Source organism: Prevotella sp. LCP21S3_D2 (genome assembly GCF_052118345.1).
Classification (GTDB): Bacteria; Bacteroidota; Bacteroidia; order Bacteroidales; family Bacteroidaceae; genus Prevotella.
This window is the reverse complement of the sequence record NZ_JBQKHJ010000001.1, coordinates 173,225-193,991: the sequence shown is the minus strand read 5'-3', so window position 1 is coordinate 193,991 and position 20,767 is coordinate 173,225. Positions and strand designations below refer to the sequence as shown.

Genomic DNA, 20,767 nt, shown 5'->3' with positions numbered 1-20,767 from the left:
TTCCGTTATTTCTTATGCGCAATCGTTTGCATACCTTTTGCTTGATTTAAATCAATGGAAATGATGCAACTTAACGGATATTTGTCTAATTTTGCAGCGTGAGGAAAGATATCATGAACGAAAATAATATTATAACAATGAAAGATATAGCTCGCGACCTGGGGGTAAGTATCGCCACGGTGAGCAGAGCTTTGAAGGACAGCCCTAGAATCAGTGCTGCCCAGAAGGAGCGTATACAGGCGTATGCGCGGGAACATAATTTCTATCCCAACGTCATCGGAGAGGCTTTGCGACATAGCAAGGTGCAGCCGATGAAGGTGATAGGAGTTATCATTCCGGAGTTGGTACATTATTATTTTATGTCCGTTCTTTCGGGTATTGAGGAGGAAGCGAGAGCCAGAGGATATCGTGTGATGGTGGCACAGAGCAGTGAAAGATATGACCGAGAGGTTGCCATCTGCGATGACTTCTATAAGAATAAGGTGTGCGGCATCATCGTTTCGCAGGCAAAGGACACCAAGCAGTATGCTCACTTCGAGAAGTTGATGAACAATGGCGTGCCGCTGGTCTTCTATGATAGAATATGTACGGGCGTCAACTGCTCCAGAGTGGTGGTGGATGACTACATGGGCGCCTTCACCGCCGTGACTCATCTCATTGATACGGGCTGTAAGAAGATTGCCTTCTATGGTTCGCCGATGAATATGGAGATTTCCAAGAACCGGTATAATGGTTATCATGATGCCCTCGTGAAGCATGGATTGACGGAAAATCCAAGTTGGGTGAAGGTTTGCGACAACCGTGCGCAGGCTGAGGCTATCACACCTGAAATCCTGGAGCAGGATGATGTTCCTGATGCTTTCTTTGCCATCAACGATGATACGGCAATCGGCATCCTCTATACCGCTAAGCGTATGGGATTCTGTGTGCCGGATGATATCAGCATCTGTGGCTTTACCAATGGTGACCGTGCCAAGGCTAGCGATCCGATGCTTACCACTGTGGAACAGAGAGGTGTGGCTGTAGGAGAGGAAGCGGCAAATATCCTTATCGGTCAGGTGGAAGGCTCCATCCCGAAAGATGATGTAGAGAAAAGAGTAGTGAGAACCCGACTCGTGGTAAGAGGAACTACCAGATAACTTTGAACTTTGAGCTTTGAACATTGAACTTTATAAATAGCTCTAATAACCTAATGTCCTTTGTGAATTTCAATGTTCAAAATCAAAGTAAGAGTAATCATAAAGTTCAAAATTCAATGTTCAAAATTCAAAGTATAACAATATGACACAAAAACCTGATTTAAGTTTCTGGAAGCTCTGGAATTTGAGCTTCGGATTCTTCGGGGTACAGATTGCCTACGCCCTTCAGAGCGCCAATATCTCCCGAATCTTTGCAACGTTGGGTGCTGACCCACACAACTTGAGTTATTTCTGGATTCTCCCTCCATTGATGGGAATCCTGGTACAGCCTATAGTAGGAACACTGAGCGATAAGACCTGGTGCCGATTCGGTCGCCGCATCCCTTATCTCTTCGTGGGAGCCACGATTGCCGTCCTCGTGATGTGCCTGCTGCCGAATGCCGGTTCGCTGGGCTTGACCGTGAGTGGAGCGATGCTCTTCGGACTGATTGCCTTGATGTTCCTGGATACGAGCATCAATATGGCAATGCAGCCATTCAAAATGCTGGTGGGCGACATGGTGAACGAGAAGCAGAAGGCAAAGGCTTACTCTATCCAGAGTTTCCTCTGCAATGCCGGCTCTGTGGCTGGATATATCTTCCCATTCCTCTTTACCTTCCTGGGAATCAAGAATGTAGCTGAACAGGGCGTAGTGCCGGATTCTGTTATCTGGTCGTTCTATGTGGGCGCTGCCATCCTCATTCTCTGCGTCATCTATACAACGATGAAGGTGAAAGAGTGGAATCCTAAGCAGTATGCTGCCTATAATGGTGTAGCTGGCGAGGTAGAAAAGGAAGAAGAGGGCAAGGCAGACTGGATTACCCTCTTGAAAAACGCACCTTCTACTTTCTGGAAGGTGGGACTGGTTCAGTTCTTCTGCTGGGCTGGTTTCCTATATCTCTGGAACTATTCTACCGGTGCCATCGCCGAGACAGTTTGGAATACTACCGATCCAAAATCGGCAGAGTTCCAGGAGGCAGGTAACTGGGTAGGTATTCTCTTCGCTGTTCAGGCAGTAGGTAGTGTGCTTTGGGCTGTGGTTCTTCCTCAGTTCAAGAATACCAAGATGGCATACGCAGTCAGCTTGATTATCGGTGGTGTGGGCTTTGCTCTCATTCCATTCCTTCACGACCAGTACTTGCAGTTTATCCCATTCCTGATGATTGGTGCCGGTTGGGCAGCCATGTTGGCAATGCCTTTCACCTTCGTTACCAATGCCTTGCAGGGCTATGGTCACATGGGTGCTTATCTGGGCTTGTTCAATGGAACCATCTGTATTCCTCAGATTGTAGCAGCCATCTGTGGTGGTGGCGTCTTGAGTCTGGTAGGTTCTCATCAGAGCGATATGATGATTGTGGCTGGTATTTTGCTTATCTGTGGAGCTTTATCGGTTAGTATCATCAAGGACCATCAGAAAAAGAATGCAAAAGAGTTAAAGAAATAGGTGTGAAACCGAAACCAATGCAAACGTTTGCATCGTTTTTTTGTTCTTTTGTGCAAATGAAAGTTGAATATAACGGATATTTTTCTTAATTTCGCACCGTAAATAATAACAAAATAACCTTTTTGGGTCTTATGATTATACATTTTCATATTTCGTATAAGACAATGTTCGGCGAGCAGATTGTCGTCAACATTCAGAAAGATAATGAGGAAGTGAAGTTTCCTTTGACCACGCTCGATGGTGAGCGCTGGTCGTATGATTGGTGTGTAGAACCTACTCAGCAGGCTTACACCTATTTTTATAGTGTAGTACGTGAGGGCGTTGTTCTGAAGACTGAATGGCTTCTGGTGAAGCATCGCCTGGATATGACAGCGAAGAAGGCTGCGGAATATACGCTCTACGATCACTGGAAGGTGATACCTCAGGATTCCTACTTGTATAGTAGTGCCTTTACTGACTGCATCAACCACCAGGCTCCTCAGGAGATGAAGCCATGTAACTATGCTAAGACAGTCCGTATTATTGTTCGTGCTCCTCAGTTGCGTGATGGTGAGAGACTCGGATTGTTGGGCGCTGGTCAGGTATTGGGTAACTGGAATCTTCAGAACGTGGTACCAATGACTCAGCATATCTATAATGAATGGGCAGTAGATTTGGATGCTACCCAGTTGCAGAGTTCTCATTTGGAACTGAAGTTTGTGGCTGTTGATAAGAAGAAGTCACAGGTTCTTTGGGAGACAGGAATGAACCGTACCATTGACTTGCCGGAGATGGAGGCAGGAGAAGTCGTAGTCTATGATTTAGACCAGGCATTCTTCGCCCTTTACAACCGCAAGCTTGCCGGAACGCAGGTGCCGGTATTCTCCTTGCGCAGCAAGAAGAGTGCCGGAGTGGGCGATTTCGGTGATCTCAAGACTATGATTGATCTCGTGGCATCTACCGGTCAGAAAGTTCTTCAACTTCTGCCAATCAATGATACTACCATCACCCATACCTGGACGGACAGTTATCCATATAGCTGCATCAGCGTCTTCGCCATCCATCCTATGTATGCCGATCTTCATGCACTTCCAGAGTTGAAGGATGCCAAGGCTCGTGCTGCGGCAGAGAAGAAACGTGAACAGCTGAACAGCTTGTCCCAGATAGATTATGAACAGGTAAATGATTTCAAGATCAATTACTTGCACCAGATATTCGAACAGGAAGGCAAAAAGATAATGTCGGGAGCCGATTTCAAGGCTTTCATTCTGGAAACACAACAGTGGCTCGTGCCTTACGCACAGTATTCTTACCTGCGCGACAAGAATGGTACTGCCGACTTCACTCAGTGGACAGACCATAATGTCTGGGATGAGGCTGAGCGCAAGGATTTGACCAACCCTGAAACCGAGGCGTACAAGAACGTGGAGTTCTTCTACTTCGTGCAGTTCATTCTGAACAAGCAGATGCAGGAGGCACACGAGCATGCCAAGGCTAAGGGGGTCATCCTGAAGGGTGATATTCCTATCGGTGTGCATCGTCACAGTTGTGATGTCTGGATGGAGCCTAAGTACTTCAACATGAACGGTCAGGCAGGTGCTCCACCGGATGACTTCTCTGTGAACGGTCAGAACTGGGGATTCCCTACTTATAACTGGGATGAGATGTTGAAGGACGGTTGCCAGTGGTGGACCCGCAGATTCCTGAATATGTCTAAGTACTTTGATGCTTATCGCATCGACCACGTGCTCGGCTTCTTCCGTATCTGGGAAATTCCGGTAGATAGCGTACATGGTTTGCTCGGACAGTTTGCTCCATCCCTCGGCATGACCCGTGAGGAGATTCAGGGCTACGGCTTGAACTTCCAGGAGGATCGCTTTACCCGTCCGTTCATCACCGACTGGGTCTTGGACCGCATGTTCCATGAGCGTGCTGACGAGGTGAAGGAGAAATATCTCGACCGTCTCGACGATGAGCGTTATCAGATGAAGCCAGAGGTAGATACCCAGCGCAAGGTAGAAGCTCTCTTCGCTGATGTAACAGATGAGAAGGAAATCTGGTTGCGTGACGGCTTGTATGCCTTGATAAGTGATGTTCTCTTCGTTCGTGACCGCAAGAATCCGGAACTCTTCCATCCACGTATCTCTGCGCAGCTCGATTTCATCTACGAGTCGCTCTATGATAGTGATAAGGTTGTGTTCAACCGTCTTTACAATGACTACTTCTACCGCCGCCACAACCAGTTCTGGTATGGCGAGGCTATGAAGAAACTTCCTAAGCTGGTTCAGGCTACCCGTATGCTGGTTTGTGCCGAAGACCTCGGTATGGTACCTGATTGCGTGCCATGGGTGATGGACGAGTTGAAGATATTGAGCCTGGAGCTCCAGAGCATGCCAAAGGATCCTACGGTTAAGTTCGGTCATCTGAGCCGCAACCCATACCGCTCTGTCTGCACCATCACCAGCCATGATATGCCAACCTTGCGTATGTGGTGGGACGAGAACATCTCCCGTACTCAGGAGTATTACAACACGATGCTCTATCGTGAGGGACCAGCTCCTCATCCGCTCCCAGGTTGGTTGGCAAGAGATATCATCGCCCGTCACCTGGCCTCTCCATCCATGCTCTGCATATTGAGTGTCCAGGACTGGCTTGCCATCGATGAGAGACTCCGTCTGCCGTCTGCCGATGCCGAGCGCATCAACATCCCTGCCAATCCAAAGCACTACTGGCGCTATCGCATGCACCTCAGTCTGGAGGAATTGGTTGCCAGCAAGGAGTTTATGGAGAGCATCACCGAGCTGATAGCTCAAGGTGGAAGAATCTAAGGTTTTGCGAAAGTAATAGCAAAAGTGAGTGCAAAAGCAATAGAGAATGCATGTGCGTGCAAACGTTTGCACCCTGATATACAGAAAAATACCCTCCCAATTTGCGGAGGGTATTTTTGTTTTTTGTATCTTTGCACTGTCTTAAGAATAAACTGAATATGATTAAGATGAACTAGCAAGGAAACAAAAAACAAGAATAAGCAATAACTGAACAATATGAAGAAACTGAATTTATTAGTGATGGGTCTCTTGCTCCCGATGTTGGCAGCAGCCCAGACCGTTAAGTCGCCTAACGGCAACGTCTCAGTAACTTTCTCTTTGACAGAAAAGGGACAGCCTACCTATGAGATGAGCTATAAGGGAAAGACTGTATGTAAGCCATCCCATCTCGGATTGGAGTTGGCGAAGGATAAGCATGCCTCTAAGGGTATGGAGGAAACCAGCCTGATGGATGGTTTTACAGAAACAGGCAGCAAGACATCGACCTTCGATGAAACCTGGAAGCCTGTATGGGGTGAGACCGCTACCATCCGTAATAACTACAACGAGATGGAGGTAAACCTGAACCAGGCTTCATCCAAGCGCAACATCACCATCCGCTTCCGTGTATATGATTATGGTATGGGTTTGCGCTATGAGTTCCCTCAGCAGGAAAGCCTGAACTATTTCGTCATTCAGGAGGAGCATACCCAGTTTGCCATGGCAGGCGATCATACCGCTTACTGGATTCCTGGCGATTACGATACTCAGGAGTATGAATATCAGATTACTCCATTGACCGGTATTCGTCCAATTATTGCGAAGAACCGCGAAGCTTACAAGAGCAATTCTTCTACCACCGTCTTCTCGGATACCGGTGTTCAGACCTCTCTCCAGATGAAGACCAAGGATGGTCTCTATATCAATATCCACGAGGCTGCCTGCCTGGATTATCCAACCATGCACCTCAACCTGGATGAAAAGACATTGACCTTTGAGTCTTGGCTGACTCCTGATGCCGTAGGCAGAAAGGGATTCATCCAGACTCCGTTCAATACACCTTGGCGTACCGTCCTCGTTAGTGATGATGCCCGTGATATGCTTTCATGCAAGTTGACATTGAACCTCAACGAGCCTTGCAAGATTGAGGATACTTCATGGATTCATCCAACCAAGTACTGCGGTGTATGGTGGAACATGATTGTAGGCACCAAGACCTGGAGCTATACCAACGACCTGCCATCTGTTCGTCTCGGTGTAACCGATTACAGCAAGTGCAAGCCTAACGGTACTCATGGTGCAACCAACGAGGAAGTAAAGCGCTATATCGACTTTGCAGCCAAGAACGGTTTGCAGGAGGTTCTGGTAGAAGGCTGGAACGAAGGTTGGGAAGACTGGTTCGGTCATCAGAAACTCGATGTCTTCGATTTCGTGACTCCATATCCTGATTTCGATATCAAGATGCTCAATGAATACGCTCATTCTAAGGGCGTGAAGCTGATGATGCACCACGAGACATCTTCTTCTGCACTCAATTATGAGCGCCATCTGGAGGATGCCTTCAACCTGATGAACAAATATGGTTATGATGCCGTGAAGACCGGTTATGTCGGCGATATCATCCCAAGAGGTGAGTATCACTACAGCCAGTTGATGAACAATCACTACCAGCGTGTCATCGAGACTGCAGCCAAGCATCATATCATGGTGAATGCTCATGAGGCAACCCGTCCTACTGGTATCTGCCGCACCTGGCCTAACCTGGTTGGTAACGAGAGTGCACGTGGTACAGAGTACGAAGCATTTGGCGGTTCTGTATCTTATCATACCGTGATGTTGCCATTCACCCGTCTGCAGGGTGGTCCGATGGATTACACTCCTGGTATCTTCGAGACCAAGCTTTCTGAGTGGAGCAACAATAAGAGTTATGTTCATACTACTCTCTGTGGTCAGCTTTCTCTCTATCTCGTGATGTACAGTCCGTTGCAGATGGCAGCCGATCTTCCAGAGCATTATGAGAAGTATGATGATGCTTTCCAGTTCATCCGTGATGTAGCTTGCGACTGGGATGACTCTAAGTATCTGGAGGCTGAGCCTGCTAAGTATATCACCGTAGCCCGCAAGGCAAAGGGAACCGACAACTGGTTTGTTGGTGGTAAGACTGATGCAGCCCGCACAGCCGTAGTAAAGCTCGACTTCCTGGATAAGGGCAAGAAGTATGCTTGCGCTATCTATCAGGACGGCAAGAATGCCGATTACGAGAAGAATCCTAAATCTTACCAGATCATTCACAAGACTGTGAAGAAGGGTGATGTCTTGAAGATTAAAGAAGCACGTGGTGGTGGTTTCGCCATCTCATTGCTCGCTAAATAAGTCTATAATTTCCGTATTTCCGTCCAACTTGTCGGGTTGGACGGAAATACGCTAAAAATGAGTGTAGATAATCTGGGACACTTATTCTAGTTTTATTCACTTTAATGTCCTGTATAATAGCAACTTAACAATATGAAAGTCCAAAAACTAATAATTGCAGCACTGACAGCATCGATATTACCAACTTCATTGAATGCCCAGCAGACATTTAATGAGATGATGTATTCCAAGGAGAAAACCATGTTTGTACTCAATGCCCCTACAGCCGGAAAGTCTTCTGTTACCATCCGTCTTTATAAGGACGGACAAAAGGGGAAGGCTTATAAGACGTTGAAAATGAAGAAGATGGGTGATGAGCGATGGGAGGCTACCGTGAAGGGCGACCTCAAGGGAAAGTTCTATACCTTTGATATCGGTAAGGGGGAAACTCCGGGTACATTTGCCAAAGCAGTAGGCGTGAACGGAAATCGTGGCGCCATCGTTGATTTGTACGATACCGATCCGTCTGGATGGGATAAGGATGTGCGTCCTGCCTTGAAATCACCAGCCGATCTCGTCATTTACGAGCTCCACGTACGTGATTTCTCCATTTCTCCTACATCTGATTTGAAGTATAAGGGCAAGTATCTTGCCCTCACAGAGCCTGGTGCCATCGAATATCTCAAGAACCTCGGCATCAATGCCATCCATTTCCAGCCGGTATTTGATTACGCATCAGTAGATGAGACCCAGCTCAATAAGCCACAGTTCAACTGGGGTTATGATCCAAAGAATTATAATGTGCCGGAAGGCAGTTACAGTACCGACCCATATTCTCCGGGAACCCGCATCAAGGAGTTCAAAGAGATGGTGATGGCGCTTCACAAGGCAGGCATCCGAGTGATTTTCGATGCCGTATACAACCATACTTTCGATATCAACGGCAGCAACTTCCAGCGTACTTATCCTGATTATTATTATCGCAAGACCAAGGATGGCAAGTACTCTGACGGTTCCGGCTGTGGAAACGAGACTGCTTCAGAAAAGGCTTTGATGCGCCAGTTTATGCTGGAGAGCGTGAAGTATTGGATAGATGAATATCATATCGACGGTTTCCGTTTTGACCTGATGGGTGTGCATGATATCGAGACCATGCAGGCTATCCGTGAGATGGTGAACCGTATTGATCCTAGCATCTATATCTATGGTGAGGGATGGAGCGCAGGCAGCTGTGCTTATCCTACGGAGAAACTTGCCATGAAGGCGAATACCCACCAGCTCAATGGTATCGGTGCCTTCAGCGATGATATGCGTGATGCCCTCCGTGGTCCTTTCTCTGATGACCATAAGGGTGCGCTCCTGGCTGGTCTTCCTGGACAGGAGGAGAGTCTGAAGTTCGGTATCGTGGGTGGCATCGCTCATTCGCAGGTGGATATGAACAAGGTGAACTATGACAAGAAGCCTTGGACCAACAACCCAACCGAGCAGATCAGTTATGTAAGCTGCCACGACGATATGTGTCTGGTAGATAGATTGAAGGCAAGTATCCCATCCCTGACAGATAAGAATATCCCGGAGGAGATGCGTATTGCCGAGTTGCTTCGCATCGACCAGCTTGCACAGACCTGCGTCTTCACTTCCCAGGGTGTACCTTTTATCCTTGCCGGCGAGGAGATGCTTCGCGACAAGAAGGGTGTGCACAACAGTTTCAATTCACCAGACAGCATCAACCAGTTTACCTGGACCAATCTGCAGAAGTATCCACAGGCATTCACCTTCTATAAGAATCTGATCCAGCTCCGCAAGAACCATCCAGCCTTCCGTCTTTCTACAGGCGATAAGGTACGTGAGCATCTGGAGTTTTTGTCTAATCAGGATGCCAACGGCAAGGAACAGAGCTGCCTCGTAGGTTTCCAGCTCAAGAACCTGGAAGGTATTGATTCCTGGAAGCATATCGTAGTCATCTATAATTTCAACAAGCAGACTAAGAAGATGCAGATTCCTGAAGGCAACTATACCGTGGCTTGCTGCAACGGAGTCATCAACGAGGAAGGCCTGGGCTTTATCTCCAGCAAGGAAGTAGAGGTCGCCCCTCAGTCTGCCTTGATTCTTTATCAGAAATAGTCTATATATATAATAAGGTGTAAATTATGAAAAAGATAATAGCTTCATTATTGCTTATGGGTAGCGCAATAAGTATGAACGCAGCGGTCAACGTAAGCCGCATTGAACCAACCGACTGGTATGTGGGCATGAAGGATGCCTCGCTCCAGCTGATGGTGTATGGAAAGGATATCAAGAATGCCGATGTTACGGTGGATTATCCGGGTGTGAAGGTGGATAGCATCGCCCGCCTCGATTCTCCTAACTACCTGCTGGTGTATCTCAATCTCGATGGTGCCAAGGCAGGAGAGATGACGCTCAACTTCAAGCAGGGCAAGCAGTCGAAGAAGGTGAAGTATGTGTTGAAGAACCGTGAGATGGCGGGAGACAAGCGCATCGGCTTCTCTAACGAGGATGTGCTCTACATGCTGATGCCTGACCGTTTTGCCAAAGGAAATCTGAAGAACGATGCATTCAAGAACATGCGTGACAAGACCTGCGACCGCACAGCACCTAGTCTTCGTCATGGTGGCGACCTGGAGGGAATCCGCCAGCACCTGGATTATTTCAGCCAGTTGGGCGTAACTGCCCTGTGGTTTACTCCGGTTTTGGAGAACGACAGTCCTAATGATGGCAAGAACAGTACCTATCATGGTTATGCCACCACCAACTACTATCGTGTGGATCCACGCTTCGGAACCAATGCAGAGTATAAGCAACTCATTGATGAGGCTCACAAGAAGGGTCTGAAGATTGTGATGGATATGATTTTCAACCACTGCGGTTTCGATCATCCTTGGGTAGCCGATATGCCAACAAAGGATTGGTTCAATACTCCGGAGTGGCTTGCTCCTGAAAACCAGACTCCAGAGCATCAGAAGAATATCGGAACCATGGATGGTGCTGCCAAGGTAAATGACAAGTATCTCCAGACCAATTATAAGCTGACTCCTGTACTCGACCCATACGCCAGCAAGGTTGATCTCACAGAAACCGTGGATGGATGGTTTGTTCCATCTATGCCGGATTTGAACCAGCGCAATCCGCACGTCATCAAATATCTCATTCAGAACAGCGAGTGGTGGATAGAGACTGTAGGTATCGACGGTATCCGCATGGATACCTATCCATACGCCGACCGTGATGCGATGGCACACTGGATGAAGGTGCTTGGCGAAGAGTATCCTCACTTCAATACCGTGGGTGAGACCTGGGTAACCGAACCAGCCTATACCGCTGCTTGGCAGAAAGACAGCAAGTTGTCAGAGAAGAACAGCTATCTGCCAACCGTTATGGATTTCGCCTTCTTCGACCGTATCAACAGTGCGAAGAACGAGGAGACCGATGACTGGTGGAACGGTATGAACCGTATCTACAATGTGTTCTGCTACGACTATCTCTATCCTAATCCAAAGAGCGTGATGGCATTCGTCGAGAACCACGATACCGACCGCTTCCTGGGTGAAGGCAAGGATACCCTGGCATTGAAGCAGGCCTTGGCACTTCTCTTGACCGTAAACCGCACCCCGCAGCTCTATTACGGAACTGAGGTGTTGATGAATGGTACCAAGAGCGTAACCGATGGCAATGTCCGCAAGGACTTCCCTGGCGGTTGGGCTGGTGACAAGCACAATGCCTTTACTGCCGAAGGAAGAACACAGGCAGAGAACCAGATGTTCAACTGGCTCAGCAATCTGTTGCATTGGCGTCAGGGAAATGAGGTCATTACCAAGGGCAAGCAGACCCAGTTCTGTCCTCAGAAGGGTGTGTATGTCATCGCCCGTCAGTACAACGGAAAGAGCGTGATGACCATCATCAATGGCAAGAAGGAAGCCAACGAACTGAATGTTTCCCGCTATGCAGAGATTATCGGCAATGCTGAGAAGGCTACGGATGTAACGAATGGTCGCACCGTTCTCATCAACAAGAACGTGAAGCTCCGTCCTCGCCAGACTATGATACTTGAATTCTAGAAAAAACTCAAGAAAGTGCCTAACGGTGTGATTTTACACTGATAGGCACTTTTTTCTTGTATTTATTCTTTTGTTTCGATAATTCTTTGTACTTTTGCAAGCAGAGAGTTAAAAACTTAATAAAATGGATGAAGAAATAGGCAAATGGCTATTAGATATATCCAAGTATATAATTACTGCTTATATCTTATCGCAAATGTTTGGTAAAGATAATGATTCCTGGTGGTCATTTATTGGTGCTGTCTTATTGGCTGTTCTATTGTTTGCATTGGGATATTATTTAATTAAAAAAGGAAAAGATAAAAATAAGAAAGGGAAGTAAAATGAGTAATGGATTATTGGCAATGTATATTTTCCTTGCTGTGTTCGCAACAGGATTAGTTATTTATTCTAATATGTCTGATAGCAAAAGACAGGAGAAATAAGTATGGATTACGGATTATTGGGAATGTATATATTCCTGGCTTTAATTATTGTTGGTTCTTTAATCTATTCAAAATGGGAGGATAAGCATCAGCAACAAGAGCAATAAATGGTGATTAGATACATTCTTTCCATAATAGGCATTTTTTTCATAACCTTGAGCAGTTTTGCGCAAGGCAGCCTTCCTAGTCGCTTTAATGTAAGCTACCTCAATATGGCGGCAGGAATGCCTAATAATTTTGCGGATGATATTTTCCAGGATTCATACGGCTTCGTCTGGATCAGTACACATGGTGGTGGACTGGTACGTTATGACGGATTCAATTATATGAACTTCAATCTGGGCTCATCCGGTATCAGTCTGCGAAGCAATAGCTGCCGCAATGTCTATGAAGATCATTTCAAGCGCCTTTGGATAGCTTTCGAGGAAGGTCCGCAGGTGCTCGACCTCAAAACGATGCAGCCTGTTGTTCCACCTTGTGAGAACAGCCTGGTCGAGGCACAACTCAACAAAGTATTCAAGAACTTTTGCACCCGAACATATTGTGATGCAAAGGGCAATATATGGATGCTTTCTTTCAACCAGCTTACCTGTTTCGGCTTTAACGAAAAGGGCGAGGTGAACAGCGTCTTGTCTACATCCTATCCTTATAATGCTCCCGACCTCGGAATCTGTGATGTCTATCGCAGAGGAACGGTTGTATTATGCAACAAAGGAGTGGTGAGCGAGTTTTCTGTGAAGAACAATCAGCTCGTAACAAAGAATATCTCATCCCTGTTTCCTCCGCTCGAAGGCTGGTATGCCTGTGCCATCATCTCATATCATGGCAAGATATGGATGGGTACGAATCGCGGATTGTTTAATAGTGCAAAGCAGGAATTCCATTGCTCTGCTACCGACCATTCGCTCCAGCACGAAGTAGTGACGAGCCTTGCCGTTTCTCCAGATGACAAACTTCTGGTAGGAACGCTCTGTGGCGTAGATATCTTCAATGATAATACCGGAGAGATAGAACATTGGAACACTGCTACGGCTGTGAATCCGCTGAGCAGCAACTTTATCAACAGTCTTTTCTCTAAGAACGGACAGATATGGGTAGGTTCCGAGACAGGTGGTGTTATCAAGCTGGCTCCACGTCAGCTGAATTTGGAATTCTACCGTCACGACCCCGCCAACCCAGGCAGCATCTCTCCCAACGCAGTCAATGCCATGTATGCGGCAGCCGACGGAACCCTGTGGGTAGGAACTGTAGAGGGAGGTCTCAATGCCTTGACTCCAGGCAGCATGAACTTTGTTCATTATACGGTGGCAAATTCCGGTTTGCCGCATAATACCGTCTCGGTTCTTGCAGCCGATAACCGCAATCAGCTCTGGATTGGTACCTGGGGAAGGGGCTTTGCTGTGATGAATCTCAGTCAGCCGGGCAAGATTATTCCTCTGGTGATAGATGCTAAGCATCAGCATTTACTTAACTTTGCCGGTTCCTTGGCTTACGATCCTATCAATGATGGTATGTGGCTCGGAACCAATGATGGTCTCTTCTTCTATGATATGAAGCGCAGCCAACTCATCGAACCTTTCAGGGGATGCCAGAATGTGCGCGGCTGCATTGGTTCTCTGATAACCCGAAAGGGCAAACTCCTGATGGGTTGTGTCCGGGGAATGGTAGAGGTCGACCTCAAGTCGCGTCCTCATGGCAAGGGCGATTTCGCTGTGACGTATCATCAGTATAAACTCGACAATCCGAAGAGTGGAGTCTTCGATAAGATATTGTCTTTCTGCCAGGCTAAGGATGGAAAGATATGGATGGGCAGTAACGGCTACGGTCTGTATGGCTATACCAGCGATAAAAACGGAAAGACTCAAGTGAAGTCGTATACCACCAATAACGGACTTGCCAACAATATCGTGAAGGGTATTGTAGAGGATAACCAGGGTATGTTGTGGATAGCTACCGATAACGGACTCTCTATCTTCAATCCGAAGACCGAGGCATTCTGCAGTTTCTCCCGTGAAGATGGTCTGATCAGTTCGCAGTTCTATTTCAATGGTGCCATCCGCAATGCCAAGGGCGAAATATTCCTGGGCACCGATGCGGGTATGATGGCTGTAAAGGGCATAAACCGTTCTGTGCATCAGACGGGTAAGTTGTGCTTTACCGAACTTCTGGTAGATAACCAGCCTGTCTTTGCCGGCAGCGATTATCTGAAAGAAGACATTTCTATTGCCAGAAAGTTGCGTATCCATGAGAGTGATAAGTCGTTCACCCTCTTTTTCTCAGCACTCAATTATGGCTGCGAGACACAGGGCGTGTACCTTTATCGCATGAAGGGATACGAGAATGAGTGGGTTCAACTCAAGGCTGGTCAGCATAGTGTGCGTTATTCCACTCTGCCAGCTGGAGACTATAAGTTTGAGGTGAAATATATCCCATCTATCAATTCCGACAAGGAGCAGGTGATCTCTGTAGAAGTTCAGATTACTCCTTATTTCTGGAAGAGCTGGTGGTTTATTACCATTCTAGTAATAGGCATCATCGCTTTGGTACAGTATATCTATATACGTCGACTTAATGTGATGCGTGAACGAGAGGTAGAGGCGCTGTATCGTCCTATCGAAGCTGCGCTCAAGGACAGTGATGAACCGGAGAAGCTCCAGAGTCGCATCCAGATGATTCTGCGAAATCAGCAGCGTTATCAGGAAAGTCAGAAGAAGAGTATCGAAGCTGATAAGAAGCAGGTCGTAGAGAATACGCATCCGTTCATGGAAAGTGTCATGGAGGTGATGGAGAAGAATTATGATAATTCCGAGTTTGGAGTTCAGGAACTTTCTGATGCTATGGGCTTGAACCGAAGCGTACTGAGCAAGAAGTTGACTGCAGAAACGGGCTTGCCAACGGCTCAGTTCATTCGTAACTATCGTCTGGATATTGCCAAGAGGATGATAGTTGATAATGGTGCCAATCGCAACATTACCGAGATAGCCTATAGGGTAGGTTTCAATGATCCGAAGTATTTCACCCGCTGTTTTACCAAGCAGTATGGAGTTTCACCTACATCTTTCAGGGACGCCCGGGAAGATGAAAAAGTGGAGAAGATGGCAGACGAGAAACCGGATAGAGAGCAAAAATCAAATCAGTAAATTTGAGAATAGAACCACAGAAAATAGGAATCGCTTGATATAGGTCAAGTGATTCCTATTTTTGTATGTGTGGGTACACAGAGGGTGGATAAGTACGTAAAACTACTAAAAACAAGCCGTTTATGCGTTTTGTCCACCTATAATTTTCATTTGTCCACCCTATATATACTGATTAATTGTACTTTTGCCACCGAAAATTTGTGATGTGTATGGCTTTGCCCTGCACTACTAACTTCCATCCGCAACCCATAAAAAGAGTAAACGGACGAAAGCAACTACAAACTATAGAAAATTAGAATAAACAAAAATACAAACCTAAAAATTGATAAGCAATGAGGAAACAATTATTCTCTATGATGCTATGCCTTGGTGCTGTTGGTGGCGCTTCTTTTGTTGCCCCAATGCCCGCAATGGCTGCTGTTGCACAGGACCAGGTGATCACAGTCAAGGGACAAGTTGTAGATGATCAGGGTGAACCTCTGATTGGTGCAACAGTCAAGACTAAGGATGCCAAGACAGGTGCAGTTACCGACTTGGATGGTAATTTTGAAATCCGTGTGAAGGCGAACGCCACTCTTTTTGTAAGCTATCTTGGCTACAAGGAGCGTGAGATTGCAGTACGCGGTCGTGCCATTATTGATGCTATCCAGCTCTCTTCTGATGACCATGTACTCGACCAGGTTGTTGTCGTAGGTTATGGTACCCAGAAGAAGGCAGACCTTACCGGTTCCGTATCTATCGTCAATGCTGAGGAGATGAAGAAGGTATCTAATTCCAACATCTCTACCATGCTTGAGGGTAAGGTTGCCGGTGTACAGATTACATCAGACGGTCAGCCTGGTGCAGATCCTAGTGTGAGAATTCGTGGTATCGGTTCTTTCGGTAGCACAGCTCCTCTTTATGTCATCGACGGTGTGCCAATGGGTACCACTATCCGTGACTTCTCTCCTAATGATATCGAGACCATCCAGATTCTGAAGGATGCTTCTGCGGGTGCCATCTACGGTTCTCGTGCTGCCAATGGTGTCGTTATCATCACTACCAAGAATGGTAAGAAAGACCAGCCTCTGAAGGTGAACTACTCTGGTTACTTTGGTGTTGACCAGATTTCTGGCGATGTATATGATGTAATGAACGCTGACCAGTATAGCAACTACCTGGGTCAGGCTTGCAAGAATTCCAACACTCCTCTGCCTGGCGGTTACAAGATGGGCGAGGATGGAATGTATCATTTCCAGGACGAAACCAACACAGATTGGTTTGACGAGGTATTCAAGACCGGTATCCGCCAGAACCACAACGTAGCCCTCAGCGGTGGTAGCTCTCACAGTACTTATAATGTATCTCTCGACTACTATAACCAGAAGGGTACCTTGGAAGGTGCAGGCCCTAACTACGAGCGTTATACTGCCCGTGTCAACAACACTATGGACACCAAGTTCGTAAAGTTCCGTACCAGCATGGTTTACTCTCACTCTAACCAGGACAACATGGGTCTTTCCAATGCCTCAGAGTATGTCCAGGGTCTTTACGGTGATGTAACCAACGTGCTCCGTGGTACACTTCTGATGCAGCCTACCATCAAGGCTTACGATAACTCTACATGGGTTCTCGATGACAAGGTGGGTGCAGCCAACGGTTATCGCTACGATGCTTACGGTTATGGTGTTTACTATGATGGCGTACATGGTGATATCTCTGCTTCTAACCCGTTGTTGGTTAACAATATGTTGCAGCGCAATACATTGGTTGACCGCTTCGTAGGTACGGCTTCTGCTGATGTTGACCTGTTGGGTATGGTAGGCATCAAGAGCAAGAACCATGGTCTTCACTATAATGTAAACCTCTCTTACAGCAAGACAGAGGCTAAGGATAAGACCTGGATTCCTTCCTGGATTCAGAGCAACCGTGTATATCTCGCCAAGGAGAATGAGCGCCTCACCAAGGGTTCACGCAACTACAGCGATGCTTTGGTTGAGAATACCATTACCTACAATGGAACAATCGGCAAGCACAACATCAACCTGCTCGCCGGTATGACTTACGAGGAAGAGAATACCAACCTCCTGACTGGTTGGGGTATCAACTTCACAGAGCCATACTTCCTCCAGCTCCAGAATGCCAAGAACACTTACTCAGAGTCATACGAGTTCAAGCATAGTCTGGCTTCTTACGTAGGTCGTTTGAACTACAATTATGATGAGAAGTATCTGCTTTCTGCAGTAGTACGTCGTGATGGTAGCTCTCGCTTGAGCAAGAACATCCGTTGGGCAACCTTCCCATCTGTATCTTTGGGTTGGCGTTTCGATAAGGAGAAGTTCTTCCCTATCAGCCGCGACATCGTTAACATGTTCAAGATTCGTGCCAGCTACGGTGAGCTCGGTAACGAGAACATCGGTGAGTACCAGTACATGGCTACCATGAACCGTAACAACATGACTTACAGCTTCGGCAACAGTCCTGTAACCGGTTCTGCCGTTTCTACCTTCGTGAACAACGACATCGCCTGGGAGAAGAAGAAGACCACCAATGTGGGTATCGACCTGGCAATGTTCAACAACCGTTTGGAGTTCACTGCCGAGTGGTATAAGAACAAGTCAGAAGACCTGCTTTACTCAGTTCCTGTGCCAGCACAGACCGGTGTATCCAACACCTCTGTAACCATGAACGCTGCCTCTATGGAGAACAGTGGCTTCGAGTTCAGCGCTACCTACCGCAACCGCGATCATGCCCTCAAGTATGATATCAGCGCCAACGTAAGTACCCTGAAGAACAAGGTAACCTCTCTGGGTATCGGTAAGGATTCATACATTGCGGGTGCATACGCTACTTACGTAGGTCAGGAGATTGGTAAGTTCTATGGTTGGGTTTATAAGGGAATCGCCCGTACCCAGGAAGACTTGGACAACAATGCTGTTCAGCAGGGTGCCAATGTCGGTGACTGCCTCTATGAGGATATCTCAGGTCCTGACGGAACTCCTGATGGCGTAATCGACGCTTACGACCAGACCGTATTGGGCAGTGGTCTTCCAAAAGTAAACTTCGGTTTGAGCACTCACTTGGAGTATAAGGGTTTCGACCTCAGCATCTCTACATACGGAGTATTGAATTATCACGTATCAGATGATATCTATAACAGTTTGAACTCTTGCTACGGCTATGGCAACAAGGAAGTAGGAATGCTGGATGCCAACCGCTGGTCAGAGGATGGTTCTACCTACCTCTCTAGTGTTCCACGCACCTATGCAGCCAACAACGCTACCTTGGCATGGAACGATCTCTTCAGCTCTCGCAAGATTCAGAATGCTGCTTACTGGAAGATAGCCAACGTAGAGTTGGGCTACAACTTCCCAGACAAGTGGTTTGGTGGATATGTAAATGGTGTACGTCTCTATGTATCAGCACAGAACCTCTACACCTTCACAGGCTATCATGGATATAATGTAGACTATGCTGGCGGTACCTTTACCCCAGGTTACAACTTCTGCTCTTTCCCAAGTGCAAGAACATTCATGTGTGGTCTCCACTTCACATTCTAATAATGAGAATAGACAAGTATAAGAATCATTATTTAAAAGAACATTTGATATGAAACTATATAAATTATCATTAGCTCTCTTCCTTGGCCTCGGTGCAATGGCTACTACATCATGTGAGGACAAGTTGGAGGTAACAAATCCAAACCAGCAGACCACCGGAACCTTCGGTTTCAATGCAGATGATTTGGAGGAGTGCGTTATCGCAGCATACAACCATATCCGTATGGAAGGTTCTTCTGCTCGTGTAGGCTATACCCTTGATGTAACACGTGGCGATGAGGTTTGGAACTCATCACAGGTATGGTATATGCCATTCGACGACATGAACGACCCAGTAACAGACGAAATCTCATTCTGGCCTTGGCGTGAGGCTTACTATACTATTAATGTATGTAACTTCATCCTCTCACGTACCACAGGCGATGATGCTTCGCTCTCAGAGACCATGAAGAAGATCAAGGGACAGGCTCTCTTCCTTCGTGGTTATTCTTACTATACATTGGCAGGATACTATCAGAATCCTACTTTGATTACTGATTACGCCAACTATTCTTCTCTGGATGGTCTCTATGGCAAGAACAGTACCTACGACGAGGTACTCGATCAGGTAGAGCAGGATTTTGCTGAGGCTATGACTCTCCTCCCATCTCGCGATGCAGGTGGTCAGTGGGCTAAGGGTCGTGCAACCTGCGGTGCTGCTGCCGGTTACTATGCCCGCACTCTGATGCAGCGTCATAAGTACAGCGAAGCTCTTGCCGTACTCAAGGACATCATGAACAAGAAGTATGGCTCTTACAAGCTGGTGGCTAACTATGGCGACAACTTCCGTGAGGGTTCTGCTTATGAGAACAATGATGAGAGCCTCTTCGAGATTCAGTATCTCGACTACGGTTCACAGGGTGTGGATGATGAGTGGACTCCAGTCAATACAAGCCCTAACGCTACACAGGGACATGCCATTGAGTCTAACTTCGCTCCAGGTAGATTCGGTGGATGGGCTGACCTCTCAGCTTCTCCATGGTTGTACAACCTCTTCAAGCAGGAGCGTACCAAGGAAGGTAAGTTGGATCCACGTCTCTACTGGACCATCGGTACATACGAGACAGACTGGGTTGGTTTTGAGAATGGCAACGTAGCTTACAAGACCGAGATGACAGCTTCTGATACCATCATAACCAACAACAACTATGGTGGTCTTCCTATCGCTAAGTGGACCAATTTCCGTACCAACCTTTATGATAAGGTGACAACTGGTCTTCATTGCGGTATCAACCTCCGCATGATGCGTTACTCAGACGTTTTGCTCCGTGCAGCAGAGTGCGAGAACGAGGTGAACGGTCCTACACAGCAGGCTATCGACTGGATTAACCAGGTTCGTGAGCGTGCCAACCTGAAGGACTTGAAGCTTTCAGACTTCAATAGCAAGGATAAGCTCTTCGAGCAGATTGCCAATGTAGAGCGTCCTAAGGAGTTCGGTTGCGAGTACGGTCGTGGTTACGACCTGATCCGTTGGGGATTCTTCTATGATCAGGGTCGTTTGGCTCAGTTGAAGGAGCACGGAACCTTCCGTCGCTCTCCATACAAGGCAAAGGAGCCGGTAAGCTACTCTTTGGTAGGTGTTGATTCAGAGGTGAAGAGCTCTTACGATACATACGTACCAGGTCATGAGTTCCTGCCTATCTATCAGGGCTTGTTGAATGATAACCCTAACCTGACAGGTAACTCAGCTAATACGAATACGGATAACTCATCTGATTTCTTCGGCAGAGGTTGGAAAGTTCATCCTGTAGTAGACTTGAGCAAGTAACAATATTCATTATCTCAAGG

General features: G+C 46.9%; 10 protein-coding genes. All 10 read left to right on the top strand.

Annotation, left to right across the window (positions count from 1 at the left end):
- Positions 1-113 precede the first annotated feature (113 nt).
- A complete protein-coding gene (locus ACTQ16_RS00830; RefSeq protein ID WP_441935641.1) occupies positions 114-1,139 on the top strand; it encodes a LacI family DNA-binding transcriptional regulator in 1,026 nt (341 codons plus the stop codon).
- A gap of 142 nt (positions 1,140-1,281) precedes the next feature.
- The gene (locus ACTQ16_RS00825) at positions 1,282-2,622 is read left to right on the top strand and encodes an MFS transporter (RefSeq protein WP_294968517.1); all 1,341 of its coding nucleotides are present in this window, start codon (positions 1,282-1,284) and stop codon (positions 2,620-2,622) included.
- 131 nt (positions 2,623-2,753) lie between these two features.
- Complete coding sequence (locus ACTQ16_RS00820) at positions 2,754-5,429, top strand: 4-alpha-glucanotransferase (RefSeq protein WP_441935639.1); 2,676 nt, start codon at positions 2,754-2,756, stop codon at positions 5,427-5,429.
- A 216-nt stretch (positions 5,430-5,645) separates the two neighbouring features.
- A complete protein-coding gene (locus ACTQ16_RS00815; RefSeq protein ID WP_217761968.1) occupies positions 5,646-7,781 on the top strand; it encodes a glycoside hydrolase family 97 protein in 2,136 nt (711 codons plus the stop codon).
- Positions 7,782-7,913: 132 nt separating this feature from the next.
- Entirely contained in the window at positions 7,914-9,884 is a 1,971-nt protein-coding gene (gene pulA / locus ACTQ16_RS00810; RefSeq protein ID WP_441935637.1) for a type I pullulanase, read from the top strand.
- A gap of 26 nt (positions 9,885-9,910) precedes the next feature.
- Complete coding sequence (locus ACTQ16_RS00805; RefSeq protein WP_441935635.1) at positions 9,911-11,836, top strand: glycoside hydrolase family 13 protein; 1,926 nt, start codon at positions 9,911-9,913, stop codon at positions 11,834-11,836.
- A gap of 124 nt (positions 11,837-11,960) precedes the next feature.
- Positions 11,961-12,158, top strand: a complete 198-nt coding sequence (locus tag ACTQ16_RS00800) for a DUF6722 family protein (RefSeq protein ID WP_118066256.1) — start codon at positions 11,961-11,963, stop codon at positions 12,156-12,158.
- A 315-nt stretch (positions 12,159-12,473) separates the two neighbouring features.
- Complete coding sequence (locus ACTQ16_RS00795) at positions 12,474-15,401, top strand: ligand-binding sensor domain-containing protein (protein ID WP_441935633.1); 2,928 nt, start codon at positions 12,474-12,476, stop codon at positions 15,399-15,401.
- Positions 15,402-15,733: 332 nt separating this feature from the next.
- Positions 15,734-18,940, top strand: coding sequence for a SusC/RagA family TonB-linked outer membrane protein (locus tag ACTQ16_RS00790; protein ID WP_441935631.1), 3,207 nt, complete (start codon positions 15,734-15,736; stop codon positions 18,938-18,940).
- Between the two features lie 49 nt (positions 18,941-18,989).
- Positions 18,990-20,747: a RagB/SusD family nutrient uptake outer membrane protein gene (locus ACTQ16_RS00785; RefSeq protein WP_337946599.1), complete on the top strand. Its 1,758-nt coding sequence runs from the start codon at positions 18,990-18,992 to the stop codon at positions 20,745-20,747.
- Positions 20,748-20,767 lie beyond the last annotated feature (20 nt).

Coding starts and splice junctions, on each gene's coding strand:
- ACTQ16_RS00830 (WP_441935641.1), top strand. CDS start 114: ATGAACGAAAATAATATTATAACAATGAAAGATATAGCTCGCGACCTG.
- ACTQ16_RS00825 (WP_294968517.1), top strand. CDS start 1,282: ATGACACAAAAACCTGATTTAAGTTTCTGGAAGCTCTGGAATTTGAGC.
- ACTQ16_RS00820 (WP_441935639.1), top strand. CDS start 2,754: ATGATTATACATTTTCATATTTCGTATAAGACAATGTTCGGCGAGCAG.
- ACTQ16_RS00815 (WP_217761968.1), top strand. CDS start 5,646: ATGAAGAAACTGAATTTATTAGTGATGGGTCTCTTGCTCCCGATGTTG.
- pulA (WP_441935637.1), top strand. CDS start 7,914: ATGAAAGTCCAAAAACTAATAATTGCAGCACTGACAGCATCGATATTA.
- ACTQ16_RS00805 (WP_441935635.1), top strand. CDS start 9,911: ATGAAAAAGATAATAGCTTCATTATTGCTTATGGGTAGCGCAATAAGT.
- ACTQ16_RS00800 (WP_118066256.1), top strand. CDS start 11,961: ATGGATGAAGAAATAGGCAAATGGCTATTAGATATATCCAAGTATATA.
- ACTQ16_RS00795 (WP_441935633.1), top strand. CDS start 12,474: ATGGCGGCAGGAATGCCTAATAATTTTGCGGATGATATTTTCCAGGAT.
- ACTQ16_RS00790 (WP_441935631.1), top strand. CDS start 15,734: ATGAGGAAACAATTATTCTCTATGATGCTATGCCTTGGTGCTGTTGGT.
- ACTQ16_RS00785 (WP_337946599.1), top strand. CDS start 18,990: ATGAAACTATATAAATTATCATTAGCTCTCTTCCTTGGCCTCGGTGCA.